Origin of the sequence: Streptomyces sp. NPDC088923 (assembly GCF_044749745.1) — a bacterium.
Taxonomy (GTDB): Bacteria; Actinomycetota; Actinomycetes; order Streptomycetales; family Streptomycetaceae; genus Streptomyces.
Window position 1 is genome coordinate 1,765,968 of record NZ_JBIVIO010000001.1, and the last position, 24,471, is coordinate 1,790,438.

22 protein-coding genes are annotated in these 24,471 nt (G+C 72.8%); 11 read left to right on the forward strand and 11 right to left on the reverse strand.

Going from position 1 to position 24,471, the window contains the following annotated elements; genetic code table 11:
• Window positions 1-3 precede the first annotated feature (3 nt).
• Both ACIP4O_RS08000 and ACIP4O_RS08005 read left to right on the forward strand, forming a co-directional pair.
• A complete protein-coding gene (locus ACIP4O_RS08000; RefSeq protein WP_401572809.1) occupies window positions 4-576 on the forward strand; it encodes a phage tail protein in 573 nt (190 codons plus the stop codon).
• Window positions 573-2,186, forward strand: a complete 1,614-nt coding sequence (locus ACIP4O_RS08005) for an NADase-type glycan-binding domain-containing protein (RefSeq protein WP_401572811.1) — start codon at window positions 573-575, stop codon at window positions 2,184-2,186. Before ACIP4O_RS08000 ends, ACIP4O_RS08005 begins: the two co-directional genes overlap by 4 nt.
• A gap of 51 nt (window positions 2,187-2,237) precedes the next feature.
• Here the strand turns inward: ACIP4O_RS08005 and ACIP4O_RS08010 are convergent, their stop codons facing one another.
• From ACIP4O_RS08010 to ACIP4O_RS08020, 3 genes are all read right to left on the reverse strand, one after another.
• Entirely contained in the window at window positions 2,238-3,473 is a 1,236-nt protein-coding gene (locus tag ACIP4O_RS08010; protein ID WP_401572813.1) for an MFS transporter, read from the reverse strand.
• A 146-nt stretch (window positions 3,474-3,619) separates the two neighbouring features.
• Entirely contained in the window at window positions 3,620-4,777 is a 1,158-nt protein-coding gene (gene dnaN / locus ACIP4O_RS08015) for a DNA polymerase III subunit beta (protein WP_401572815.1), read from the reverse strand.
• A 94-nt stretch (window positions 4,778-4,871) separates the two neighbouring features.
• Window positions 4,872-5,507: a TetR/AcrR family transcriptional regulator gene (locus ACIP4O_RS08020; RefSeq protein WP_401573885.1), complete on the reverse strand. Its 636-nt coding sequence runs from the start codon at window positions 5,505-5,507 to the stop codon at window positions 4,872-4,874.
• 146 nt (window positions 5,508-5,653) lie between these two features.
• Here ACIP4O_RS08020 and ACIP4O_RS08025 point away from each other — a divergent pair, with 146 nt between their 5' ends.
• Both ACIP4O_RS08025 and ACIP4O_RS08030 read left to right on the forward strand, forming a co-directional pair.
• Entirely contained in the window at window positions 5,654-6,340 is a 687-nt protein-coding gene (locus ACIP4O_RS08025) for an SDR family NAD(P)-dependent oxidoreductase (RefSeq protein WP_401572817.1), read from the forward strand.
• A gap of 84 nt (window positions 6,341-6,424) precedes the next feature.
• Complete coding sequence (locus ACIP4O_RS08030; protein WP_401572819.1) at window positions 6,425-7,324, forward strand: LysR family transcriptional regulator; 900 nt, start codon at window positions 6,425-6,427, stop codon at window positions 7,322-7,324.
• A gap of 87 nt (window positions 7,325-7,411) precedes the next feature.
• Here ACIP4O_RS08030 and ACIP4O_RS08035 read toward each other — a convergent pair whose 3' ends face one another.
• Window positions 7,412-8,323, reverse strand: coding sequence for an aldo/keto reductase (locus tag ACIP4O_RS08035; RefSeq protein WP_401572821.1), 912 nt, complete (start codon window positions 8,321-8,323; stop codon window positions 7,412-7,414).
• Window positions 8,324-8,398: 75 nt separating this feature from the next.
• Between ACIP4O_RS08035 and ACIP4O_RS08040 the strand changes: the two genes are divergently transcribed.
• From ACIP4O_RS08040 to ACIP4O_RS08050, 3 genes are all read left to right on the forward strand, one after another.
• The gene (locus tag ACIP4O_RS08040) at window positions 8,399-9,058 is read left to right on the forward strand and encodes a TetR/AcrR family transcriptional regulator (protein ID WP_401572823.1); all 660 of its coding nucleotides are present in this window, start codon (window positions 8,399-8,401) and stop codon (window positions 9,056-9,058) included.
• 72 nt (window positions 9,059-9,130) lie between these two features.
• Window positions 9,131-9,880 (forward strand): DNA repair protein RecO, encoded by a 750-nt coding sequence (recO, locus tag ACIP4O_RS08045; RefSeq protein WP_361322362.1) that lies wholly within the window; start codon window positions 9,131-9,133, stop codon window positions 9,878-9,880.
• A gap of 68 nt (window positions 9,881-9,948) precedes the next feature.
• Entirely contained in the window at window positions 9,949-10,791 is an 843-nt protein-coding gene (locus ACIP4O_RS08050; protein ID WP_401572825.1) for an isoprenyl transferase, read from the forward strand.
• Between the two features lie 54 nt (window positions 10,792-10,845).
• Here ACIP4O_RS08050 and ACIP4O_RS08055 read toward each other — a convergent pair whose 3' ends face one another.
• From ACIP4O_RS08055 to ACIP4O_RS08075, 5 genes are all read right to left on the reverse strand, one after another.
• Window positions 10,846-11,610, reverse strand: a complete 765-nt coding sequence (locus ACIP4O_RS08055) for a VOC family protein (protein WP_401572827.1) — start codon at window positions 11,608-11,610, stop codon at window positions 10,846-10,848.
• Between the two features lie 86 nt (window positions 11,611-11,696).
• A complete protein-coding gene (locus tag ACIP4O_RS08060; RefSeq protein ID WP_361322353.1) occupies window positions 11,697-12,122 on the reverse strand; it encodes a transcriptional repressor in 426 nt (141 codons plus the stop codon).
• An 11-nt stretch (window positions 12,123-12,133) separates the two neighbouring features.
• On the reverse strand, window positions 12,134-13,084 hold the full coding sequence (locus tag ACIP4O_RS08065; RefSeq protein WP_401572830.1) for a metal ABC transporter permease: 951 nt from the start codon (window positions 13,082-13,084) through the stop codon (window positions 12,134-12,136).
• Between the two features lie 25 nt (window positions 13,085-13,109).
• Window positions 13,110-13,925 carry a metal ABC transporter ATP-binding protein gene (locus ACIP4O_RS08070; RefSeq protein ID WP_401572832.1) on the reverse strand — a complete coding sequence of 272 codons (816 nt, stop codon included), beginning with the start codon at window positions 13,923-13,925 and terminating at the stop codon, window positions 13,110-13,112.
• A gap of 126 nt (window positions 13,926-14,051) precedes the next feature.
• Window positions 14,052-15,023, reverse strand: a complete 972-nt coding sequence (locus tag ACIP4O_RS08075) for a metal ABC transporter substrate-binding protein (protein ID WP_401572834.1) — start codon at window positions 15,021-15,023, stop codon at window positions 14,052-14,054.
• Window positions 15,024-15,234: 211 nt separating this feature from the next.
• Between ACIP4O_RS08075 and ACIP4O_RS08080 the strand changes: the two genes are divergently transcribed.
• Together ACIP4O_RS08080 and ACIP4O_RS08085 are read left to right on the forward strand one after the other, a co-directional pair.
• The gene (locus ACIP4O_RS08080; RefSeq protein WP_007827298.1) at window positions 15,235-16,617 is read left to right on the forward strand and encodes a glycine--tRNA ligase; all 1,383 of its coding nucleotides are present in this window, start codon (window positions 15,235-15,237) and stop codon (window positions 16,615-16,617) included.
• A gap of 99 nt (window positions 16,618-16,716) precedes the next feature.
• The gene (locus tag ACIP4O_RS08085) at window positions 16,717-17,484 is read left to right on the forward strand and encodes a pentapeptide repeat-containing protein (protein ID WP_401572835.1); all 768 of its coding nucleotides are present in this window, start codon (window positions 16,717-16,719) and stop codon (window positions 17,482-17,484) included.
• Window positions 17,485-17,545: 61 nt separating this feature from the next.
• On the opposite strand, the gene ACIP4O_RS08090 is transcribed toward ACIP4O_RS08085, so the two are convergent.
• Entirely contained in the window at window positions 17,546-18,304 is a 759-nt protein-coding gene (locus ACIP4O_RS08090) for an XRE family transcriptional regulator (RefSeq protein ID WP_401572837.1), read from the reverse strand.
• A gap of 238 nt (window positions 18,305-18,542) precedes the next feature.
• Here ACIP4O_RS08090 and ACIP4O_RS08095 point away from each other — a divergent pair, with 238 nt between their 5' ends.
• Window positions 18,543-19,004: a glycine-rich domain-containing protein gene (locus ACIP4O_RS08095; protein ID WP_401572839.1), complete on the forward strand. Its 462-nt coding sequence runs from the start codon at window positions 18,543-18,545 to the stop codon at window positions 19,002-19,004.
• Window positions 19,005-19,119: 115 nt separating this feature from the next.
• Window positions 19,120-19,785 carry a class I SAM-dependent methyltransferase gene (locus ACIP4O_RS08100; RefSeq protein WP_401572840.1) on the forward strand — a complete coding sequence of 222 codons (666 nt, stop codon included), beginning with the start codon at window positions 19,120-19,122 and terminating at the stop codon, window positions 19,783-19,785.
• 172 nt (window positions 19,786-19,957) lie between these two features.
• Here ACIP4O_RS08100 and ACIP4O_RS08105 read toward each other — a convergent pair whose 3' ends face one another.
• Window positions 19,958-24,238: a discoidin domain-containing protein gene (locus ACIP4O_RS08105; RefSeq protein WP_401572842.1), complete on the reverse strand. Its 4,281-nt coding sequence runs from the start codon at window positions 24,236-24,238 to the stop codon at window positions 19,958-19,960.
• Between the last annotated feature and the right edge of the window lie 233 nt (window positions 24,239-24,471).

The following is a 24,471-nucleotide window of genomic DNA, read 5'->3' on the forward strand; positions in this document are numbered from 1 at the left end:
GCGGTGAGAGGTTCGATCGACGGGCTCGGCTCGTCCGCGCCGCTCGGCGCCATGCTGCCCGCCGTCTTCGCCGACGACGACCTCGCGCAACGCTTCGTCGGCGGGCTCGACGAAGTCCTCGCCCCGATCCTCAACGTCCTCGACTGCCTGCCCGCCTACTTCGATCCCGCGCTCGCGCCCGTCGACTTCACGCGCTGGCTCGCGGAGTGGGTCGGCGCCGAGACCGACGGCGACGCGCCGGAGGACGCGGAGGCGGAGGCGAGGCTGCGGCACGCCGTGGCCGCCGCGGCACGCCTGCACCGGGTCCGGGGCACCCGGCACGGGCTCGCCGAAGCGGTACGGCTCGCCTTCGGCGCGGAACCGGAGATCAGCGAGAGCGGGGGCGCCGACTGGAGCGCCCGCCCGCTCGGCGCCTTCCCCGGCGAACGCCGTCCCCACCTGCACGTGACTCTCCGCCTCGCGGACCCGAAACCCACCGACACGCATCGCCTCAGCGCCCTCGTCGCGGCGGCCCGCCCCGCGCACATGCCGTACACGGTCAAGGTGACCACGGCCGAAAGGACTCCTCGGACATGACGACGACCCAGAACTGCGCCGAGTGCGGAACGCGCGCGGAGCCAGGCCAGTCGTTCTGCGACGGCTGCGGGGCTGTGCTGCGCTGGAAGGACGGGGGCGCGTCCGGCGGGAGTGCGTCCGGCGGGGGCGCTTCCAGTGGGGGCGCTTCCGGTGAGGGTGCCTTCGGCGGGGGTGCCTCCGGCGGGGGTTCCAGCGGTGGCGCCTCCTCCGGTGGGGGCACGTCCGGTGGGGCTGTTTCGGAGGGGGCGGCGGCGGGCGACGCCGGCCACGGTGCCGGGGTGCCGCGCTCGCGCGGGGTGCGGATGGAGCGGCCGCGCGCGGAGGCGACCGGCGGCGCGGGTTCCCCCGGCGGTGGTACGGGAGCGGGCGTCCCCGGCTCCGGTGACCAGCCCCGTACCCCCACCGGCCATGTCGAGCAGGTCCCGTGGCCCGCGAGAGCCGGGGCGCAGGGGCGCCAGATAGGCGCCGAGGAACTGGAGCCGTCCGGCGGGGCGACGGGGACCGGGGTGTGGGCCCGCGGGCACGCGGCCGGGAGCCCGGCCCCAAACGCGCACGCCGCTCCCGCGAGCCCGGAGGCCCCCCACACCCCGCCGGCGGACTCCGAGGCCCCGACGCCCCACACCCCGCTCGCCGCCCCCGAGGCCCCGACACCCAGCACACCGCTCTCCTCGGGCCCCCTCCCCTCCGCCCCGCTCCCGCAGGGCCCCGGCCCGGAGACGCACGCGCGGGCCCGCAACCTCCTCGTGCCCGTCGCCGACGAGGAGCACCCGACCCCCGTGACGCCCTCCGTCGCCCCGGTCCTGCCGGGCCGGCCGGTCGCCGACCGGCCCGCGGTCCGCGCCCCCGGGCCCGAGACCGGCGCCGTCGGCGGGCCGCCGTGCCCCTGGTGCGGCACCCCGAACCGCCCGGACCGGCACCACTGCGCCCGCTGCGCCATGCCGCTCGCGCGCGCCGAGGAGGAGGACGAGGCCCGGCTGCCGTGGTGGCGCCGCATCCTCGACGGCCGCCGCAACGCGGTCCCGTGGGCGGGAGAACGCCCGCGCCTGCGCCGCACCTTCGACCGGGTGCTGCGCTGGATCGTCGCCGTCGTCGTCATCGGGCTCGTGGTCTTCCTCGGCATGAAGGCGCCGGCCGGGGTGCAGGCGACGCGCGACCACTTCTCGAAGCGGTCCCTCGTCACCCCGGACACCTTCGCCGCCTCGCGTTACTTCCCCGGCCACAAGCCGGACCTCGCCTTCGACGGCCTCAGCAACACGTGGTGGGGGCCCGGGGTCTCGGAATCGGGCAACGGCGAGTGGATCGAGGCCCGTTTCGACGAGCCGACCCGTCTCCTCGACCTGATCATCACCCCGGGCGTCTCCACGAAGTCCAACCGCATCAGGGAATCGGCCCTCCCGCACCGCGTCACCGCCACGATCACCATGAAGGACGGCAAGACCAAGACGCGTGAACTCGTCCTCGACCAGGGCCCCGGGGGCCAGCGTCGCGCCTTCGGCGTCGGCGAGGTGACGAAGGTCCGCTTCACGATCGACTCGGCCTACGGGGCCACCAAGAAGAAGCAGGTCGCGATCGCGGAGATCGAGTTCTTCGGCCCGTCCGGCGACAACTGACGGGCGGGCGGGGCGGGGAGTCGCCGAGGGGTACGGGCGCGAGCGGCGCCCTCACCCCTCGGCGGCCACCGCGTCCCCCCGTACCCGCCCGCGTCCCCGTCCCGGCAGCAGCAGTACCGGCGTCGCCAGCATCGCGAGGCCCGCGAGGCCGAGGGCGGTGCGGGGACCCGTCCAGGTCGCGAGCAGGCCCCACGCCGCCGTCAGCGCCGCGATCGCCGTGCTCGTGCTCACCGTCCAGGCCGCGAGGGTGCGGGCCACGAGGTGCGGCGGGGTGAGGTCGAGGCGGCGCGTCGCGAGGAGCGGGTTGAAGATCCCGCAGCACGTGATGAGCCCGAACTCGACGAGCATCACCAGCGCGAGCCCCGCGGCCCCCGGCCCCACGAACGCGAGCCCCACCGGCCAGCACACCCGCAACACCCCCGTCACGCGCAGCGTCCGCCGCGCCCCGTACCGCCGCGCGAGCGGTCGCGCCAGGCGCGCCCCGAGCAGCCCGCCCAGACACGGCACGGCGAAGGCCAGCCCGTACTCCCACGGCGCGTAGCCGAGCCGCCCGAGCAGCAGCACGGCGAGCAGCGGTTCGGTCGCCATGATCAGCCCGTTGACCGCGAGAGCGTTGAGGAACAGCGGCCGCAGCGCGGGCTCCGAGAGCAAGTGGCGCCAGCCCGCGAGGAGTTCGACGGTACGGGGGGCCTTGGCGCCCCGTACGGGCCCCGGCTCCCCGCCGCCGATCGCCCGCAGCCCGAGCGCGGACAGGAGGTAGCTCACCGCGTCCGCGAGCACCGTCGTCACCGGGCCGAGAACGCCGATCGCCGCGCCGCCGAGCGGCGGACCGAGCACCGTCGCGCTCCACGTCGTCGCCTCGAAGCGACTGTTGGCGAGGAGCAGCCCGTCCGGCGGCACGAGCCACTTCAGGTACGCGCCGCTCGCCGCGCGGAAGGCGATGTCGGCCGTCGCCGTCACGACCGACACGAGCAGCAGCTGCCCGAAGGAGAGCAGCCCGAACCCGTACGCGAGCGGCACGCTCAGCAGCGCCCCGCAGCGCACGAGATCCGCCGCGACCATCACCGGCCGCTTGCGCCGGAACTCCACCCACGGCCCCAGCGGCACCGCGAGCAGCGCCCCCACCGCGCGCCCGGCCGCCGCGAGCAGCGCGACACGCGCGGGCCCCGCGTCGAGCACCAGCACCGCGAGCACGGGAAACGCCCCGAACCCGAACCCGGTCCCGTACGCGCTCACCGCGTACGCGCCCCACAGCCAGCCGAACGACCGCCCCAGCCGATCCCTCACCCGCGCACCCCTGTTCTCGAAGCCTGTGCCGACCTGCGGCATCCAAGCGGCCCAGGGACGCCTCAGGCAAACAACCGCTGGGGGAGCGGGGACAACCGGAGGTTGTGCGCGGCCTCGCACCCGCCGACCCGGCGAGGCCGCCCGGGTCAGGCGTCGCGCAGTGCCATGAGCAGGTGCCGGTGCGCGTACCGCGCGCCCTCCGAGCCCTGTGCCTCCCGCGCGTCCCGCGGCTCCTCGCTCCCGCTCACGACCGCCCGCCCGCCGGGGCCCTGCAAGGCGAGGTGGATGCGCGCGTGGTCCTGGAGCGCGGTGAGGGCGTCGAGGAGGTACGCGGCGTTGAACGCGACTGTCATCGGCTCGGCGGGGACCGTCTCGGCGTCGAGGCGCTGGCTCGCGGTGTCGTCCGCCTCCGTACCGGCGCCGAGCAGCACCGAGCCGCCCGGCTCGAAGGAGAGCGCGACCGGGTTCCCCGGTTCCGCGACGACGGCGACCCGGCGCAGCGCCTCCTCCAGCGGCGCACGGGCGAGCACCGCGCGGGCGGGGGCGCCGAGCGCGAAGAGCTTGCGGGCGGCCGGCAGCCGTCCGGCGAGCGGGCGCAGTGAGGCGGCGAAGGCGCCGTCCGCGGTGGCGAGCGAGAACGTGTCCCCGTGCCCGAGCCGTACGGGCCCCTGCCCCGCGTGCTTCGCCAGTACCCGGCACAGCTCGCCGAGCCGCCGCGCGGGCACCGTGATCGTCCCCGCGCCCCGCCCCGCCGCCTCCCAGGGCAGGGTCCGCTGCGCGTACCGGTACCTGTCGGTCGCCGCGAGCGTCAGCGACTCCCCGTCGAAGTCGAGCTGGAGCGCCGTGAGCACCGGCACGGTGACGTCCCGCGCGGCGGCCGACGCGACCTGCCCCACGGCCGCGGCCCACTCCCGTGCCCCGACGGTCCCGAGCGCCGGCGCGGGCGCGGGGAGCGCCGGGTACTCACCGGCCGGCAGCACCGCGAGCCCGAACCGCGCCCCACCGCAGCGCACCACGAGCCGCCCGTCCTCGATTCCGCACTCCACCGGCGCGTCCGGCAGTACGCGGCACACGTCGAGCAACCGCGCCCCCGGCACCACGACCCGCCCCGCGGCACCCACCCCCGCGTCCGCCTCCGCCCGTGCGCACACCTCGTGGTCGAAGCCCGTGACCCGTACGCGCCCTTCGTCACCCGCCTCGACGAGCACACCCCCGAGCACCGGCACCACCGGCCTCGTGGCCGCGCCCCGCACGGCCCACCCCACGGCCTCGGCGAACACCCGCCGCTCGATCCGGAATTCCACGCCGCCCCCTCGCAGTCGTCGTGGGGGGAACCGTAGACCGGAGGTCTGACAACGGGCCTCCGCGCGGCGGGGCGGGGCGGTCCGGGCGGGGCGGCTAGAACGGGGGCCAGGTGCGGAGCACGGTGTCGATCAGCTCCTGCAGTTCCTCGCGCGGTACCCCGCTCGCGGCCTGGACCGCGAGGCCGTGGGCGAGGGTCGTGAGGTGGCGGGCGAGGAGGGCGGGGTCCGAGCCCGGGGGCAGATCGCCCTCGTCGGCCGCGCGCCGGAAGCGCTCGCGCAGGCGGGCGTACGCGTCCGCCCGCCACTCCACCAGGAGCTCGCGGACGGCCTCCCCCGAGCAGCTCACGGCCAGGGCGCTCTGCACCCCCAGGCAGCCGGGGGGCCGGGCGGGGAGGGTCGTCGTGCGCACGACACCGGTCAGTACGGCGGTCGCGACGGCGTGCGCCGTCGGTTTCCCCGTGGCGCGCTCGAAGTACCCGCCCGGGCCATCGCTGTAGCGCTCCAGGACCTTGCGGAACAACTGCTCCTTGTTGCCGAAGGCCGCGTACATGCTCGTCGTGGAGATGCCCATGGCCCGGGTCAGCAGGGCCGTGCCCGCGCCTTCGTAGCCGTGTTCCCAGAAGACCAGCATGGCGCGTTCGAGCGCCGCGTCGGCGTCGAATCCCCGCGGCCTTCCGAGGGGGCCGCACGCCTTCGGTTCCTTCTTCGCCGCACCCGCGGCCTTCTCCACGCCCGTGCCCGCAGTCTTCTCCACACCCGCAGTCTACCGCTTCCGCAGCGACCGCTACAGAAGTGCTATGTTCGCCTCCACGACTTCCGCAATGACCGTTGCGGAAGTCGTCCGAGAGCTGCTCGTCCACACCCGCGAGGACATGTATGACCATCACACTCATCACCGGGGCCAATAAGGGCATCGGCTTCGAGACGGCCCGTCAGCTCCTCGCGCGGGGCCACGTCGTCTACGTCGGCGCCCGCGACCCCGAGCGCGGCGAGAAGGCCGCCGCCGCGCTCGGCGCGCGTTTCGTGCGGCTCGACGTGACCGACGACGCCTCGGTGAGCGCGGCCCTCGCGACGGTCGAGGCGGCCGAGGGGCGCCTCGACGTCCTCGTCAACAACGCCGGCATCCTGGCGAGCGAGACGGTCGACGGCCCCTCCGCCCTGCGCGCCTTCGACGTCAACGCGGTCGGGATCGTCCGGGTGACCGAGGCGGCGCTGCCCCTGCTGCGGAGGTCCGCGAACCCCCTCGTCGTCAATGTGACCAGCAGCCTCGGGTCCTTCTGGGCGGTCAACAACCCGGAGCGCGTGGAGTCCACGCTGCCGCTGCCGCTCTACGCCGCCTCCAAGGCGGCGGCCACGATGCTCACCGTCCAGTACGCCAAGGCGCACCCGGGCATCAAGTTCAACGCCGTCGAGCCGGGCGCGACGGCGACCGACATGACCGCCGCGATGGGTATCGGCAGGCCCGTCGAGGAGAGCGCGGCGGTCGTCGTCCCGCTCGCGACCCTCGGCGCGGACGGCCCGACGGGCACGTTCAGCGACGAGAAGGGGCCGCTGCCCTGGTAGGGGGTGCCGGGTGGGCTCACACCGGGCGCCTCCGCGCGGGCCGGGCCCCGCACAACCCCCGGTTGTCCCGGTAGGCTCGCGCGGATGGATCTCGATGGGGTGCGCACCTTCGTCGCCGTCGTCGACGGCGGACGGTTCCGTGACGCCGCGGCCGTGCTCGGCGTGACCCAGCAGGCCGTGTCCAAGCGGGTCGCCGCGCTGGAGGGGCGGCTCGGGGTCCGGCTCCTCGCCCGCGGGGCGCGCGGGGCCTCGCTGACGCCCGACGGGGCGGCCTTCCTGCCGTACGCGCGCGAGTTGCTGCGCGCGGAGACGCGCGCGCTCGACGCCGTGCGGGCCGGTCGCCGCCCCCTGCGCGTCGATGTGATCGGCCGCAGGCTCGCCCCCGCGGGGCTGCTGCACGCCTTCTCCCTCGCCCACCCCGAGGTCGCGCTCGACGTCGTGACGCTGGAGGATGCCGTGCCCGCGCTCCGCGAGGGGAGCGTCGACGCGAGCTTCCGCGCCGTCCCCGTACCGCTCGCGGGACTCGCGCACGTCCGCGTCCACGACGAGCCCCTCGAACTCGTGACGGGCCCGGCGCACCCCCTCGCCGCCGCCCCCGAGGTGACTCCCGCGATGCTCGCGGGCCACCGCCTGTGGATACCGGGCATCGTTCCCGGCACCGAGTGGGCCACGTACTACGCCGATCTGGCCGCCGCCTTCGGCCTCACGATCGTCCGTTCGGGACCCGGCGCCGAGCCCCTCCTCGACACCCTCGCCCACGAGCCCGCGCTCGCGACCCTCGTCGGAGCGGGCACCCGCCTCCACTGGCCCCCGGACCTCGGCCTGCGCCGCGTCCCGATCACCGCCCCCACCCCCGTCTACCCCCACGCCCTCCTCTGGCGCCGCACCGCCCCCCACCCGGCCCTCGCCCCACTGCGCGAGTGGCTGGCGGGGCGGCCCGCGGACGAGGGGGAGACGTGGGCGCCGGAGTGGGCCGGCAATTAGCCCTCCGGCGATTGAGGAGCGGGGTGTGGGGCGGAGCCCCCCGTAGCGGCCCCCCGCGGGAACCGCACCCCGCCCCGCCCCCCGGCGTCAGCCGATCCGTACGTCCGAAGAGCGCGACTCCACCGCGTCCAGCACCGTCATCGCCGCCTCGTCGAGAACGAGGGACCCCGCCGCGGTGTTCTCCTCCAGGTGGGCGATGCTCGCCGTGCCGGGGATGAGCAGCGTGTTCGGGTAGTGGTGCAGGAGCCAGGCGAGGCCGACCTGCGAGACCGTGGCGCCGAGGCCCTCGGCGATCCGTACCGCCGCGGCCTCCTCGGAGACCTTCGGCAGGCCCGGGAAGGAGCCGCCGAGCGGGAAGTACGGGACCCACGCGATGCCCTCGGCCGCGCACACCGCGAGCACGTCCTCGTCGTCCCTGCCGACCAGGCTGTACGCGTTCTGCACGCACACGATCCCCGCGGGGAGGGCCTTGCGCAGCACCTCGGCGGTCACGCTGCTCATGCCGATCGCGCCGATCTTGCCCTCGTCGCGCAGCGCGGTCATGACCGCGAGCTGATCGTCGAGCGGCACGATCTGATCGCCCTCGGCGCGCAGCCCGGGGCCCGTGTCGGGGCGGCGGAGGTTCACGACGTCGAGGCGCTCGCGGCCGAGCGTGCGCAGGTTGTCCTCGACGCTCGCGCGCAGCTCCTCGGGGCGCTGCGCGAAACGGAGCGGGATCAGGCCCTCGGGCTCGGGGTCGGCGCCGACCTTGCTGACGACCACGACGTCCTCGGAGTCGCCGAACGCCTCGCGGATCACCTCGTTGACGAAGCCGAAGCCGTAGAACTGCGCGGTGTCGATGTGGTTCACGCCCAGTTCGCGGGCGCGGTGCAGCAGGGCGACGGCGGCGGGGCGGTCGGCGTGGAGCCGTTCGAGCTGCATCGCGCCGTAGCCGACCCGCGCGACGGTGTGGGCGCCGAGCGCGGCCGTGCCGCCGGGGGTGGGGGAGTGCTGGTTCATGGAGGTCCTCCTGCGAGGGGGTGCGGAGAAGGCGGACGTGGGACCATGGAATGAAGCGGAGGTCCCTCCGCTCTTATGGACGACCGTAACACTCATACCGGAGGTGCCTCCGCTTTGGCCGCCGCATCCGCGCCACGCGCCCCCCGCGCCGACGCCCTCCGCAACCGCGCCAAGCTCGTCGACGCCGCGCGCGCCGCCTTCGCCGCCGCTAGCCGGGGCGGCCCCGAAGCGACCCTCGAAGGCATCGCGAAGGCGGCGGGCGTCGGTATCGGCACCCTCTACCGGCACTTTCCCGACCGCGACGCGCTCGTCGAGGCGGTGTACGCGGCCGAACTCGACGCGATCGTCGAAGCGGCCGCCGGGCTCGCCGCGAGCGAACCGCCCGAGGAGGCGCTGCGGGCCTGGATCGGGCGGTACGGGGACTTCGTCGCCGCCAAGCGCGGGATGGCCGACACGCTGCGCTCCGCGTTCCATGCGGGCCGCCTCGCCCCCTCCACGACCCGCGCGCGGGTCTCCGAGGCGCTCGGCCTCCTCCTCGACGCGGGCGCGAAGGCGGGCGTCCTGCGCGCGGACGTCCGCGCCGACGATGTCACGGCCCTCCTCCTCGGCGTCTTCCTCTCCGCCGGCCCCCACGGCGAACAGACCCCCCGCCTCCTCGACCTCGTGCTGGACGCGCTGCGCACACATCCCAGCCCCTCTGGGGGTACCTCCCGGCCGAAGGCTGGGGGAGTTTGAGGAGCGGGGTGTGGGGCGGAGCCCCACAAAGGCCCGCCGCACCCGCGGGGACACGTGCGCGACAATGGGCGCATGAGCCTGTTCCGCGACGACGGAGTCGTCCTCCGCACCCAGAAGCTCGGTGAAGCGGACCGGATCATCACCCTCCTCACGCGCGGGCAGGGGCGGGTGCGGGCCGTGGCGCGCGGGGTGCGGCGGACGAAGTCGAAGTTCGGGGCGCGCCTGGAGCCGTTCTCGCACGTCGACGTGCAGTTCTTCGCGCGCGGCAGCGAGCTGATCGGGCGCGGGCTGCCGTTGTGCACGCAGAGCGAGACCATCGCCCCGTACGGCCGCCACATCGTCACCGACTACGGCCGCTACACCGCCGGCACCGCGATGCTGGAGACCGCCGAACGCTTCACTGCGAACGAGGGCGAGCCCGCGATACAGCAGTACCTGCTCCTCGTCGGCGGCCTGCGCACCCTCGCCGAGGGCAGCCACGCCCCTTCCCTCGTCATGGACGCCTTCCTGCTCCGCTCCCTCGCCGTCAACGGCTACGCCCCGAGCTTCGCCGACTGCGCCCGCTGCGGACTCCCCGGGCCCAACCGCTTCTTCTCCGTCTCCTCGGGGGGAGCGGTCTGCGGCGACTGCCGGGTGCCCGGTAGCGTCGTACCCTCCTCGGAGACCCTGATCCTGCTCGGCGCGCTGCTGACCGGGGACTGGGCCACCGCCGACGCCTGTGAGGCGCGGCATGCCAGGGAGGGCAGCGGACTCGTCTCCGCCTACCTCTCCTGGCACCTGGAGCGCGGGCTGCGCTCGCTGCGCTACGTCGAGAAGCGGTAGAGCGGCGGCAGGACGGCAGCGGCGGCCCGCACGGCACCACCGTCGTTCAAGATGCGGAGACACCACACATGGCAGTACGCGGGATTCTCGGACGCCAGCGCCGCGAGTACCGGACCCCCGATCCGCACCCCTCCGGCGCCGTCCCGCCGCAGCTCCCGGCGGAACTCGTGCCGGGGCACGTCGCGGTCGTCATGGACGGCAACGGCCGCTGGGCGAAGGAACGCGGCCTCCCCCGTACCGAGGGCCACAAGGTCGGCGAGTCGGTCGTCATGGACGCCATGAAGGGCTGCCTGGAACTCGGCGTCAAGAACATCTCGCTGTACGCCTTCTCCACCGAGAACTGGAAGCGCTCGCCCGACGAGGTCCGCTTCCTGATGAACTTCAACCGCGAGGTCATCGCGCGGCGCCGCGACGAGATGGACGAACTCGGCATCCGCATCCGCTGGGTCGGCCGGATGCCGAAGCTGTGGAAGTCGGTCGTCAAGGAACTCCAGATCGCCCAGGAGCAGACCAAGGACAACGACGCCCTCACGCTCTACTTCTGCGTCAACTACGGCGGTCGCGCCGAGATCGCCGACGCCGCGCGCCGCCTGGCCGAGGAAGTCGCCGCCGGGCGCTTGGACCCGTCCAAGGTCAGCGAGAAGACCTTCCAGAACTACCTCTACTACCCGGACATGCCGGACGTGGACCTCTTCCTGCGCCCCAGCGGCGAGCAGCGCACCTCGAACTTCCTTCTCTGGCAGTCGAGTTACGCGGAGATGATCTACCAGGACGTGCTGTGGCCGGACTTCGACCGCCGCGACCTGTGGCGCGCCTGCGTCGAGTACGCCAAGCGCGACCGCCGCTTCGGCGGCGCGGTCCCCAACGAGCAGCTGCTCGCCATGGAAGAGGGGATGCGCGGGCGCGCCTGAGGACGGGTACGGGGCGGGAGCCGGTACGGGCCACGGCGCGCCGCCCCGGCCCGCTCACCCCCCTACGAGACCGAACACCGTCCCGTCCGGGGCGCGCAGCGTCGCGCGGCCCGCGCGGGCCGCCGGGGCGTCCTCCACGAGGAGTGTCGCGCCGGCCGCGAGCGCGGCGGCGACCGCCCGGTCGAGGTCGCCCGCGAGGAAGTCGGGCTGCCAGCGCGGGCGGAGCCGCTTGGCTCCCGTGCGCAGCGGGGACACGGAGAGCAGCGGGCGGGTGCCGCGCAGCAGGAGCGTCGCGTCGGGCGGGGCCGGGTGGGCCTTCGCGCCGAGGACGCGGGTGTGGAAGGCGAGCGCGTCGGCCGGGTCGGGGGTGTGCAGGCGGTAGCGCACCGCCTCGGTGATCCGCGCGTCCGCTCCCGGCTCCCACAGCGTGAGCCCGAGTCCCTGCCGGTCGGCGGCGAGCACGCCCCGGCCGCCTTCGAGCGGCAGCGGGCCCACCGCGACCGTGCCGCACAGCGCGCGCACCTGCTCGGCGGCGGTGCGGGCGTCGGGGACGGTGAGGCAGGGGGACCAGACGCCGGGGCCCGTGCTGGTGTAGGCACGGCCGACGACGAGGACCTGCGCGCCCTGCGCGTCGAGCCCGCGCCACAGCCCGCCGGGGCCCCCGCCGGGCTCGAAGCGCAGGCCGAGGACCTTGGCGTAGAACGCGCGGGCGCGTTCCGGGGTGGGGGACTGCAGGGCGGCCCAGGCCGAGGCGCCGCGCTGCGCCGGGCGGGGGGATCTCGCCGGGCGCGGGATCGCGTCCGTCAAGCTTTCTGTCACAAGGACCTCCGGTAAGGACCGGGATGTGTGGCCCTCGCCTACCCGGCACCGGAGGTCCTAATCATGTGAAGAGTCCGACAGACGGCTCAACGGCCGGTTTTCTCCTCGGTGCAGCAGTCCCCGCACGTCCCGAAGATCTCCACCGTATGGGCGACCTCCACGAAGCCGTGCTGGGCCGCCACCGTCGCCGCCCACTCCTCGACCGCCGCGCCCTCGACCTCCACGGCCTTGCCGCAGCTCCGGCACACGAGGTGGTGGTGGTGCTGCTCCGTGGCGCACCTGCGGTAGACCGCCTCGCCCTCCGCGTTGCGCAGCACGTCGACCTCGCCCGCGTCGGCGAGGGACTGGAGCGTGCGGTAGACCGTGGTGAGGCCGACCGAGTCGCCCCGGTGCTTGAGCATGTCGTGCAGGTCCTGGGCGCTGCGGAACTCCTCGACCTCGGAGAGGGCCGAGGCCACGGCGGCGCGTTGCCGGGTCGAACGCCCCCGTACCGGGGGTCCAGCGGTGGTCACCGGTTGCCTCCTCACGTCTGCTGGCTGGTCATTGTGCCAGGTGCGGCGGTGCCCGAACCGCCGCCGACGCCCTCAACGGGCTCTTCCGACCGTACGTCCGTGCCCGGTTCCAACGGGCATCCGGCCGGGTCGGCCTTCGCTTTCGCCCTGGCCTGGCGGCGCGCCAGCGGCGTCGCGAGGAGCGAGAGCACGAGGAAGACGGCGATCGCGAGAAGCACGATCGTGCCGCCCGGCGGCAGGTCCTGGTAGTAGGAGAGCGTGGTGCCGCCGAGCGTCGTGAGGACGCCGATCGCGACCGCGCCCGCGAAGGTGAACGCGAAGCTGCGGGTGAGCTGTTGCGCCGCCGCGACCGGGATCACCATGAGCGCGCTCACCAGGAGCAGCCCCACGATCCGCATCGCGACGGTGACGGTCGCCGCCGCGGTGACCGCCACGAGCAGGTTGAGCAGCCGCACCGGCAGCCCGGTCACGCGCGCGTACTCCTCGTCCTGGCTCACCGCGAAGAGGTGCCGCCGCAGCCCCACCGTGACGAGCACCACGAAGGCGGCGAGCACGCACACCGCGACGACGTCGCTCGGCGAGACCGTCGAGAGCGAGCCGAACAGGTACGAGGTGAGGTTGGCGTTCGAGCCGGCCGGGGCGAGGTTCGTCAGCACGACGCCGCCCGCCATGCCCCCGTAGAAGAGCATCGCGAGCGCCACGTCGCCGCGTGTGCGCCCGTACCAGCGGATGAGTTCCATCACGATCGCGCCGCCGACCGAGACGGCGGCGGCCATCCACAGCGGCGAGGTCGAGAGCAGGAAGCCGAGACCGACGCCGGTGAGCGCGACGTGCCCGATGCCGTCGCCCATGAGGGCCTGGCGGCGCTGCACGAGGTAGATGCCGATGGCGGGCGCGGTGATGCCGACGAGCACGGCCGCGAGCAGCGCGCGCTGCATGAGGGCGGACTGGAGCATGTCCATGGGTTCGCTGTGCCTTCCTCGCCGCTCAGCCGAGCAGCCCGCCGCGGACCGGTTCGGCCGCGCCGGAGTGGGGGTGGACGTGGTCGTGGCCGGGCAGCGCGTGCTGACCCACGGCGTGCGGCGGCGGGCCGTCGTGCCGTACGCAGCCGTCGCGCAGGACGACCGCGCGGTCGATGAGCGGTTCGAGCGGCCCGAGTTCGTGCAGGACGAGCAGCACGGTCGTGCCGCGCTCGACCTGGGCGGCGAGGGTGCGGGCCAGGACCTGCTGGCTCTCCAGGTCCACGCCCGCCATCGGCTCGTCCATGATGAGCAGCTCGGGCTCCGAGGCGAGCGCGCGGGCGATCAGGACGCGCTGGTGCTGGCCTCCCGAGAGCGCCTCGACCGGGTCCTTGGCACGGTCCGCCATCCCCACCTCCTCGAGCGCCGCGCGTATCGCCGCGCGGTCCGCGCGCCCGAGGAACCCGAGCTTCGCGCGCGAGAGCCGCCCCGAGGCGACGACCTCGGAGACGGTCGCCGGGACGCCACCGGCGGCGGTCGTGCGCTGCGGTACGTAGCCGACGCGCGCCCAGTCGCGAAAGCGCCGCAGCGGGGTCCCGAACAGCTCGACGCCGCCCGCGGTGACCGGGACCTGCCCGATCGCGACGCGCACGGCCGTCGACTTGCCCGAGCCGTTGGCGCCGAGCAGCGTCACGACCTCGCCGCGCCGCACCCGCACGTCGACCCCGCGCAGGACGGGGCGCGCGCCGAGCCGCGCGGAGACCTCGCGCAGCGCGAGCACGGTCTCCCGGCCGTCGTCGGGCTCTGCGCCGTCGTCCGCGCCGGAGCGGGGTTCGGGAATCATGGGCGCGCCTCCTGGGGGCGAGGTGTGGGTGCGGTGGGGCGGAGCGAGGTTACGGGGCGTGGCGGGCGCGGGGGCACGCGGGGCGGCTAGGGGCGTACGGGGAGGTGCGCGGCGCCGTACGGCCGCTCAGGACGCCCCCAGCGCCTTCTGGAGCGCCGTGAGGTTCGCGTGCATGACCTCGATGTAGTCGTCGCCGCGCGACTTGTCCGTGATGCCCTCCAGCGGGTCGAGCACGTCGGTGCGCAGGCCGGAGTCGCCCGCGACGGTCTTGGCGGTGCGGTCGGAGACGAGCGTCTCGTAGAAGACGGTCGTGACGTGGTCGGCCTTCGCGATCTTCCGCAGGTCCTCCATGCGGGACAGGCTCGGCTCGCTCTCGGGGTTGAGGCCCGCGATGGCCTCCTCGGTGAGGCCGTAGCGCTCGGCGAGGTAGCCGAAGGCGGCGTGCGTCGTGAGGAAGACCTTCGTCTTGGTGTTCTTGAGGCCCTCGCGGTAGTCGGTGTCCAGCGCGCCGAGCTTGCCGACGAGGGTCTTCGTGTTCTTCGCGTAGGTGTCCGCGTGGTCGGGGTCGGCCTTCTCCAGCTCCTTGCCGACGCCCTTCGCGAGCTGCGCGTAGCGGACCGGGTCGAGCCACACGTGGGGGTCCTCGCCCGCTTCGCCGCCGTGGTCGTGGTCGTGCTCCTCGGCGTGCCCGCCGACCTCCGTGCCGTGCTTCTCCAGCGTCGTGAGCGTGGCCGCGTCGAGCTTGTGCTTCACGGCGGACTGCGCGGCCACGTCGTCCACGGAGGGCTGGAGGCCCTTGAGGTAGAGGAGGACGCCCGAGTCCTCGATCGCGACGGTCTGCTTGGCGCTGATCTCCAGGTCGTGCGGCTCCTGCCCCGGCTTCGTCAGGGTGTCCACGTCCACGTGGCTTCCGCCGATCTCCTCGGCGAGGTACGTGAGCGGGTAGAACGCGGACGTGACCTTGAGCTTCCCGTCCTCGCCCGTGCCGGAGGCGGTCGAGGAACAGGCGCCGAGGACGCCCACGCCGAGGAGGGCGGCGAGGGAGCCGGCGGCGGCACGGAGGGATATGCGGGGGCGGCGGCGGGAGCTGGACTTCATGACAGTCATTTTCAACAAAACTGGAAACGATTGTCAATTACGAAAGCGGTGCGCACCCGGACGCGCTCCGTGACCACCGGCCCGGAAGCGCCTGCCGCGGAACCGATTTGATCCGGGGTACGGGGCCGCCGGTAACCTGAGGTATTCGCTGGGCAGTGGCGGGCTCGCCGGGCCCAGAAGACCGCTTCGTCGTCGTAATGAAGAGAGCACCGTGGCCGCCGACAAGATCGACACCATCGTCAGCCTGAGCAAGCGCCGTGGCTTCGTCTACCCGAGCAGCGAGATCTACGGCGGTCAGCGCGCCGCCTGGGACTACGGGCCCCTGGGCGTCGAGCTGAAGGAGAACATCAAGCGCAACTGGTGGCGCTACATGGTCACCTCGCGCGACGACGTGGTCGGCCTCGACTCCTCCGTCATCCTCGCGACCGAGGTCTGGGTGGCCTCGGGCCACGTCGCGACCTTCAGCGACCCGCTCACCGAGTGCACCTCCTGCCACAAGCGCTACCGCGCGGACCACCTGGAGGAGGCGTACGAGGAGAAGCACGGCCACCTCCCGCCCGGCGGCCTCGCCGACCTCAACTGCCCCAACTGCGGCAACAAGGGCACCTTCACCGAGCCCAAGCAGTTCTCCGGCCTGCTGGAGACGCACCTCGGCCCCACCCAGGACACCGGCTCGGTCGCTTACCTGCGCCCCGAGACCGCGCAGGGCATCTTCACCAACTTCGCCCAGGTCAAGCTGACCTCGCGCCGCAAGCCGCCCTTCGGCATCGCCCAGATGGGCAAGTCCTTCCGCAACGAGATCACGCCCGGCAACTTCATCTTCCGCACCCGCGAGTTCGAGCAGATGGAGATGGAGTTCTTCGTCAAGCCGGGCGAGGACGAGAAGTGGCAGGAGTACTGGATGGAGCAGCGCTGGAACTGGTACACGGGCCTCGGCCTGCGCGAGGAGAACATGCGCTGGTTCGAGCACCCGAAGGAGAAGCTCTCCCACTACTCCAAGCGCACCGCCGACATCGAGTACCGCTTCCAGTTCGGCGGCTCCGAGTGGGGTGAGCTGGAGGGCGTCGCCAACCGCACCGACTACGACCTCTCCGCGCACGCCAAGGCGAGCGGCCAGGACCTGTCCTACCGCGACCAGGAGGCCGGCGAGAACTGGACGCCGTACGTCATCGAGCCCGCCGCCGGTGTCGGCCGCACGATGCTCGCCTTCATGCTCGACGCGTACGCCGAGGACGAGGCGCCCAACGCCAAGGGCAAGCTGGAGAAGCGCGTCGTGATGCGCCTCGACCCGCGCCTCGCCCCCGTCAAGGCCGCGGTGCTCCCGCTCTCGCGCAACCCGGAGCTCTCGCCGAAGGCCAAGAGCCTCGCCGCCGCGCTGCGCCAGCACTGGAACATCGACTTCGACGACGCGGGCGCCATCGGCCGCCGCTACCGGCGCCAGGACGAGATCGGCACGCCGTTCTGCGTCACCGTCGACTTCGACACGCTCGACGACAACGCGGTCACCGTGCGCGAGCGCGACACGATGAAGCAGGAGAGGGTCTCGCTCGACCAGATCGAGGGCTACCTCTCGGCGCGCCTCATCGGCTGCTGAGCCGCCGCGGTCCGGGCCGCGCCGCTCCCGTACGCCTCTCGCGGGCGTACGAGAGCGGCGCGGCCCGCCGTCGTTCCTCCGCCCTCCGAAAGGCCGCCCGTGCCCGTCGACCCGCCCCTCACGCCCGACTGCTCCTCCTGCGCCGGGCTCTGCTGCGTCGCCCTGCCCTTCGCGAAGTCCGCCGACTTCGCCGCGAGCAAACCGGCGGGAACCCCGTGCACGCACCTGGCCCCGGACTTCCGCTGCGAGATCCACGACCGCCTGCGCCCCTCCGGCTGGAGCGGCTGCACGGTCTTCGACTGCCACGGCGCCGGCCAGCACCTCACCCAGCACACCTTCGGCGGCCGCGACTGGCGCTCCGAACCCGCCCTGCGCGCCCCCATGTTCCGCGCCTTCCCGGTCCTCCTGCACCTCCACGAACTCCTCCGCCACCTCACGGAGGCGGCCGAGCGCGCCCCGGAGCGGCTGTACGAGGAGACGGAGTCGGCCCGCGCCCGGGTGGCGGCCCTGACGGCGTACGCCCCCGACGCGCTCACCGCCCTCGACGTGGGAGCCGAACGCGCCCGCGCCAACCCGGTCCTGACCCGAGTGAGCGAGGCGATCCGCGCCAGCCTCCCCGGCCCCCGCACCGACCACCGGGGCGCCGACCTCATGGGCGCCCGCCTCAGCGGCACGGACCTCCGCGCCGCCAACCTGCGGGGAGCACTGCTGATCGGCGCGGACCTGCGCAGCGCCGACCTGCGCGGAGCGGACGTGACGGGGGCGGACTTCCGGGGGGCGGACCTGAGGGGGGCGGATGTGCGGGGAGCGCTGTTCCTGCTGGCGTCTCAGCTGAGGGCGGCCGCACACGGCCCCTCCGACGACTGACGTACGGCGCGTCAGCGCCCCGGCCGACACCTCGGCGGGGCTGACGGAGCGCCTCGCCGCGTCAGGCCTCGGGCCTGCGGTTGTACTCGTGCAGGGCGCTCTGCTGCGTCGATGCCGTCTGGAAGACGAGTTCCCACGGTCCGCTGTTGACGTCGAACTCCTTGCCGAAGCCGACCCATTTGCCGCTCATGCGGCGTCCTGTCGGCTCGATGAGGAGTTGGACCGCGCCGTGGTAGCGGGCGCCCCGGTAGTACCCCGAGGCGGCGGTCTGTTCCGTCCAGGTGCCCGTTGCCACGTGGCCGTCGACCTCCAAGTCCATGGTCAACGGGCTGTCGGAGGAGCCCGGGAGGGAGCGAGCGGTGAGGCGTCCCCGGTGCTGGAGCAGCACGACGTAGTGCATGCCGGTGAACGCGGCGTCCCGCCCGCTGGAGAAGTACTCGTACCGTGACAGCCACACGCCGGAGTAGTTGCCGCGGGTCCGGCCCTCGGGCAACGGCTGGGACGCGGGAGGCGGCGTGCCCGGGGATGCCGCCCGCACGTCATGCCCGCCCTCGCCGTCATCGTCGACTCGGTCCATCGTCACCCTCGGCGCGAATCCGAGGGCCTCGATGGGCAGCCCGGTCACGGACTCCAGGGCGCGCGCGTACACGGGCCGAGGCGCCAACGTCGTACCAGCCTCCCAGCGTTGGACGAGCCTCTTGTTCGCATCGTTGGGTTCCCCCACGCGCGCCCCGGCCCTTCGCACGGCACGAGCGAAGTCGTCCTGAGACATCAGCAGCCCGAGACGGACCGCCCGTAGCGCAGCGTTGGGCGTCGACATGCGTAGACGGTATCGCCAAAGTCTGTCGCGTGACACCCTTTTGACGCCTGCTAGGTCGTCCCTTTGTCGCCTCCACTGACGTCGCGCCACACAGCGTAGCCGTCCGATGGTTATCCGTGATGAAGACCCCGTGGGATGAGCCACCGGGCGGACACGCCGGGCTCACCATCCGGTCCACGCACAACCCGGCGCAAGCGTTTTCGCCTGCGCTCACCTGACCCGCAACGGGAGGACCAACGTGACCAGTACGTTCGTGCACGACGCAGAGGCCATCGATCCGATGACCCTCCTCGACCGCGAGACGAGGGACAGGCTCGCGGACCGCATCATCGCCGATCATCCGGGCATCCTCCCGGGCACGGCCCAGCGCATCATCGGCCAGACCGTCGCCTTCGTCGCCACCTCCGGCCGGGCGCCCGGACAGGGACTTTCGCCCAGCCGCCTCGTGGACATCGGCTGGCACACCTTCATCCTGCACACCGTCGACTACGCGCTCTTCTGCGCGCGCGTCGCCGGCGGCTTCGTCCACCACGTCCCCACCGGGACCACTGAGGAGACCCCCGGCGAGGCCGCCGCCGTCCTCGCCCGGACGGTGTCCGCCATCGGAGCGGCCGGCTTCACCGTCGACACCGAGCTGTGGCTCGGAGCCGCGTCCTGCACCCAGTGCCACGAAGGGTGCACGGACAGCCCGGCGACATAGCGGCGCGGGACACTGCCGGGGGCTGCGACCGGTGGATGGTGCCGGAGCTGGTACGCAAATCTCCGGCCGTCCGGCGCGTGTGCGCCGGACGGCCTGACCCAACGATCGGAGCGATGTGAGCGACGCCCTCGCCTGGAACACCTACGCCCGCACCCGGCCCGAGCGGCGTCCCGTGAATGCCGCCGGGCAGCCGACGTGGTTCAACTGGACCCAGTATCCGGACCACGGGCCCGGCGCGGAACTCCTCGGCCTCCCGGCGGGAGGCACCGCCCTCGACCTCGGCTGCGGCAAGGGCGGGAACGTCGCGCACCTGGCCACCCTCGGTGTGCGGGCCACCGGAGTCGACATCTCGCCGGCCCAGCTCGACGCCGCCCGCGTCCGGTGGGGCGGTACCCCGGGGCTCAGCCTCGCGCGAGCTGAGGCGCACGATTTCCTGCGGGGAGCCGGGGAGAAGTGGGACGCCATCTACTCCGTCTACGGGGTGGTGTGGTTCACCGATCCCGCGGTGACCCTCCCGCTGGTCCGTGAACGTCTCCGTCCCGGGGGTGTTCTCGCGTTCTCGCAACGCCCGCCGACACCCGGCTGCTACGGATGCCAGGCGTCGTACATCCCCCGGGGCGACGACGAGGACCCTCTCGTCGTGAAGCGCTGGGACCACGAGCCGGAGACCTGGCGGAAGCTGCTTCACGAGTCCGGGTACCCGGACGTGAGCGCCCGCGTGCTGCCCGCGCCGCCGGGGCGCCGCAAAGTCGGCACGCTGATCATCACGGCACGCGCTTGACGGCTCCGGTCCCGGGGCGGCCGTAACGGCCCGGAGGATCTTGACCCCATGGCGGCAACGCTCCGGGCCGATTCCTCGCGGTTTCACGCGGGCGGGGCCCGCTCCCGGACACGCGGGCGGGGCCCGCTCCCCCAGGGGGAGCGGGCCCCGCCGTTCTGCTGTTCCCTTGTGGTCAGGGGACGATGTTGATCTTGAAGGTGGACGTCGTGTTGCGGATGTCCTGCGCGTTGCCCGAGAGCTTGAGGTTCTTGAAGGTCGCCTCGCCCACCGCCGGGCCCTGGCCCGCCTCGGGCATCTCGTTGGCCCAGATGCCCCAGCCGGACTTCGCGTCGAAGGCGTCGCCGCTCTTCTTGGAGTTGGTGATGCTGATATCGGTGAGGATCGTGTCCTTCACCGGGAACTGCGGCTGACCGCCCACGTAGTTGGTCTGGAACATCACGCCGCCGTACGTCGAGTCGTTGATGTCGACGTTGTTGACGCGGATGCCCTGGAAGACCTTCGACGCGGAGAACATCCAGATCGCCGGGAAGACCTGCGAGCCCCAGAAGTGGCCACCGGTGCGTTCCAGCGTCACGTTCTCGACGGTCGTCGGTTCGGTTCCGAATCCGTTCATCGGGTAGCCGAAGTCGAGCGAGGAGATCGTGATGCCGGAGTACGTGAGGGTGTCCGCGATCCGGATGTTGCGGAAGGTGTTGCTGTAGCCGCCGTAGACCGCGAGGCCCGCCGCACGCCAGGTGAGCGTGGAGGTCAGGTTCTCGAAGACGTTGTTCTTCTCGTCGGCCCCGCCCGCGTCGATCGCCGAGAACAGCGCGAAGCTGTCGTCGCCGGTGGCGCGCGCGTCGTTGTTGACGACGTGGTTGTCCGTCGATCCGTTGGTCATGTTGATGCCGTCGGCGAACATGTCGCGGATGCGGGAGTTCTTGATCGTCATGTTGTCGGTGTTCGCGCCCCAGTAGAGGCACACCATGTGCTCGACCCAGATGTTGTCGATGGTGATGTCGGAGACGTTCGAGAAGTCGAACACCTTGCCGGGACCGTCGATCCGGGACGTGTAGTTGCCGAAGTAGGCGAACCCGGCGAACGAGGAGCCCTTGGCGCTCGCCTCGGCCCGGAAGCCGATGTCGGTGTTGTCCTGCGAGGAGGGTGCGCGGAACCGGGTGAACCAGGGCCCGGCGCCGACGACCTTGACCGCCTTGCCGTAGACCTGGAACTTGCTCGACGTCTCGTAGTCACCGGCCGGCAGGTAGACGCCGACGAGCTTGCCCGTCGTGTCCATGCGGACCTTGTCCAGGGCGTTCTGCACGTCCTGGTGCGAGAAGCCGGCGGGGACGGTGTACGCGGCCGGGTCCGGGTTGGCGGCCGCGGTCGCCAGCTCGGTGTTGACGAAGTCGATCGCGTACGTCGAGGAGTTGGCCGCGTCCTTCTGGAGGCGGATCTTGGAACCGGCCGGCACGGTCTTGCCGAGCTGGAGGTTCGCCTCGTCGTAGATGTGGCGCGGGGCGCCGGAGCCCGAGTCGTTGCCGGGCGCCGTCTCGTTGCCGTACAGCCACGCGTACTTCGACGTGAGGTCGATGGCCTTGAGGAACTGGCCGTCCACGTAGACGTTCAGCGTGGTGTTGGTGCCGTCCGGGATCGAGAAGCGGGTGACCAGGGTGTTGGTCGCGGCCCGGGTCGTCCACTCGACGTACTGACCGGTGCCGGAGAGGGTCACGGCCTTGCGCCCGCTCGCCTCGCCCGCCACGTCGCCGATGGTGCGGTTGGGACCGACCACCTTGGCGCCGCCGCCGACGGTGCCGTCCTCGGCCTCGTACATGTCGTAGGGCATGTTCGCGCCGCGCCCGATGAAGAGCGCCTGCTCGGTGGTGTTGTTGTCGCGCTTGACCGGGAGTTCGTTGGCGTCGGCCGCGATGACGGTCTTCACCGTGAACTTCCCGTTGGCCGCGGTCCAGGAGCCGAGGTTCACGGCGGAGGTCGTGGACCCGGCCGCGATCGCGCCGTTGTAGGCGCCGGTCAGCGTCTTGACGGTGTTGCCCGAGGCGTCCTGGATCGTCAGCGTCACGTTGTGGGCGCCGGAGGCCGATGCCTGGGTGCCCTGGTTCTTGATCGCGACGCTGAAGTTGACGTTCTGCCCTGCGGTGGCGCTGCTGGGCGACCAGGAGACCGGGGACGCGAGGAGGTCGGAGCTGGAGACCGGCTTGACCACGAGCGCGTCGGAACGCGTGAAGGTGTTGTTCGACTCGTTCTGCTCGACGACCTTGTTCGACGGGTCGACCTCGGCGCTCAGCGGGTAGCTGCCCGCGTCCCGCGCGCCGATGCTCGCGGTGACCGTCTTGGACTCACCGGCGGCGAGCGCGGGGACGTCCGCCGTGGCCGCCTTGGTCCCGCCGAGCGAGAAGTTCAGGTCCGTCGCCTTGGCGGCCTTCGTGCCGCTGTTGGTGACGGTCGCGCTGAGGCTGATCGCGTCCGACTCGACCGGCGCGGACGGTGAGTTGGTGATCCCGCTGACCTTGAGGTCGGGGTTGGCCGCCGGGGAGCCGATGACCTGGAACTCGGCGACCTGCGCGCCCGGGGCGCCCGTGTTCTTGGTGAACTTGAGCTGGACGTCGGCGGCGGAGCCGGTCACCGGGATGGTGACGGTGTTGCCGCTGCCCGGGTCGAAGGTGTAGTCCTTCGCGGCCGCGAGGCTCGTGAAGGAGGTGGAGTCCTGGTCGCGGCCGAGTACCTGGATGTTCTGGGTGCGCGTGGCCCAGGCGGAGTCCGGGCTGAGCTTCACGACGACCTGGTTGAGGTCGGCGTTGGCGCCGAGCTTCGTGGTCAGCGTCGCCGGGTACGAGCCGCCCGCGCTCTCCCAGTAGGTGCTGGTGAGCCCGTCATTGGCGTTCGCCGCGACGAAGGTGAAGGTGCTCGACGAGCCCTCGATCGGCTTGCCCTGGGCGAGGTTGGAGCCCGGCCCGCTCGTGGACCCCGGGCGCGTGACGCTGTTGCTCGCCGTCGAGACGTTGCCCGCCGCGTCCTTCGCCTTGACGTAGTACGTGACGGTCGCGGTGGCCGAGGGGGTGTCGGTGTACGTGAGGACGTCCCCGGCGACGGACTTGACGAGCTTGTCGTTGGCGTAGACGTCGTACCCGGTGACCTTGACGTTGTCGCTCGCGGCCTGCCAGGTCAGCTTCACGTCCGCGCCGGACTGCGTCCAGGCGAGGTTGCCCGGGGCGGTCGGGGCCTGCGTGTCGCCGCCCTGGCCCTTGCGCGTCACGCTGTTGCTGTTCGAGGAGACGTTCCCGGCCGCGTCCTTGGCGCGCACGTAGTACGTGACGTCCGTCGAGGCGGGCTGGTTGTCGGTGTACGTCAGGACGTTGCCCGCCACGCTCGCGCGGAGCTGGCCGTTGGCGTAGACGTCGTAGCCGGTGACCCCGGTGTCGTCGCTCGCGGCCTTCCAGTCGAGCTTTATCTGCCCGGAGGCGGGCTCGGTGTAGGCGAGGTTCGCGGGGGCGGTCGGCGCCTGCGTGTCGCCCGTCGCGGGCCCGTAGACCTCGACCTCGGAGAACTGTCCCGCGGGCCACTCGGAGTTGGCGGTGACGAGGACCCGTACGTAGCGGGTCGTCGTCGTGTCGAAGGAGATGTCCGTCGACTGGTCGTTGCCCGCGTTGAAGGTGTACGCCTTCGAGGCGGTCAGGTCGGTGAAGTTCTGGTTGTCCGTCGAGCCCTGGATCTTGAGCGTCTGCTGCCGGCTCGGCCAGCCGCTCGGCAGCCGCAGGGTCACCTGGTTGACCTTGACGGAGGAGCCGAGGTCGACCTGCACCCACTGCGGGAAGGCGTTGTTCCTGCTCTCCCAGTAGGTGTTCCTGTTGCCGTCCCCGGCGTTGGCCGCGCCGTAGACGTCGGAGTGGCCCGACTCGGTGAAGGTCTTGCCCTGGGCGAGGTTGGGGCTCGCGGCAGCGGTCGTGAGGACCTGCATCTCGGCGAGCTGCCCGGTCCCCGTCACCGAGTTGGCGGTGAAATCGGCGCGGACGTAGCGGGCGAGCGTCGCGGGCACGGAGACCTTGACGGTGTTCCCGTTGGCCGGGCCGAAGGTGTACTGCGCGGACGTCTTCAGCGTCGCCCAGCTCGTGCCGTCCGCGCTGCCCTGGAGGGCGAGCGTCTGCTTGCGGCTCTCCCACCCTGCGGGCAGTTTGAGGACGACCTGCTTGACGCGCTTGGCCTTGCCGAGGTCGGTCTGCACCCACTGCGCCGACTTCTTGCCGGCCTGCCAGTAGGTCGACGCGTCGCCGTCGGTCACGGCGGCGGCGGAGTGCTTGCCGAAGGTGCTGCCCGCCTTGGTCGTGGCGTCGGCGGCGGCGTCGGGTCCTCCGGCCGCCTGGGCGCCGAGGGCCGGCAGCCCGAGCACCATGACGCTGGAGGCGAGCACGGCGGTCGCCGTGCGGCGTCTCCAGCGCCTGGACGCGGATCTTGACATCGAGGGGTCCCTCTCTGCGGGGGCCTCGCACGCGGGGGCGCGCGAGGGCGGCTCATGGAACAGGGCAGAGCGGTGGCCCGTCCGGCGCGGGCGGCGGTCAGGCCGCCTCGGCCGTACGAGACCGGGCCGCCGGACCCGGGGGAGGGCACGGCTGCCCGAGCGGGCTGAACTCGTGTTCTTGCGCTCGATTATTGGAATATTGCAGAGAGTTGTAAGACGGTCTACGGGTGGGA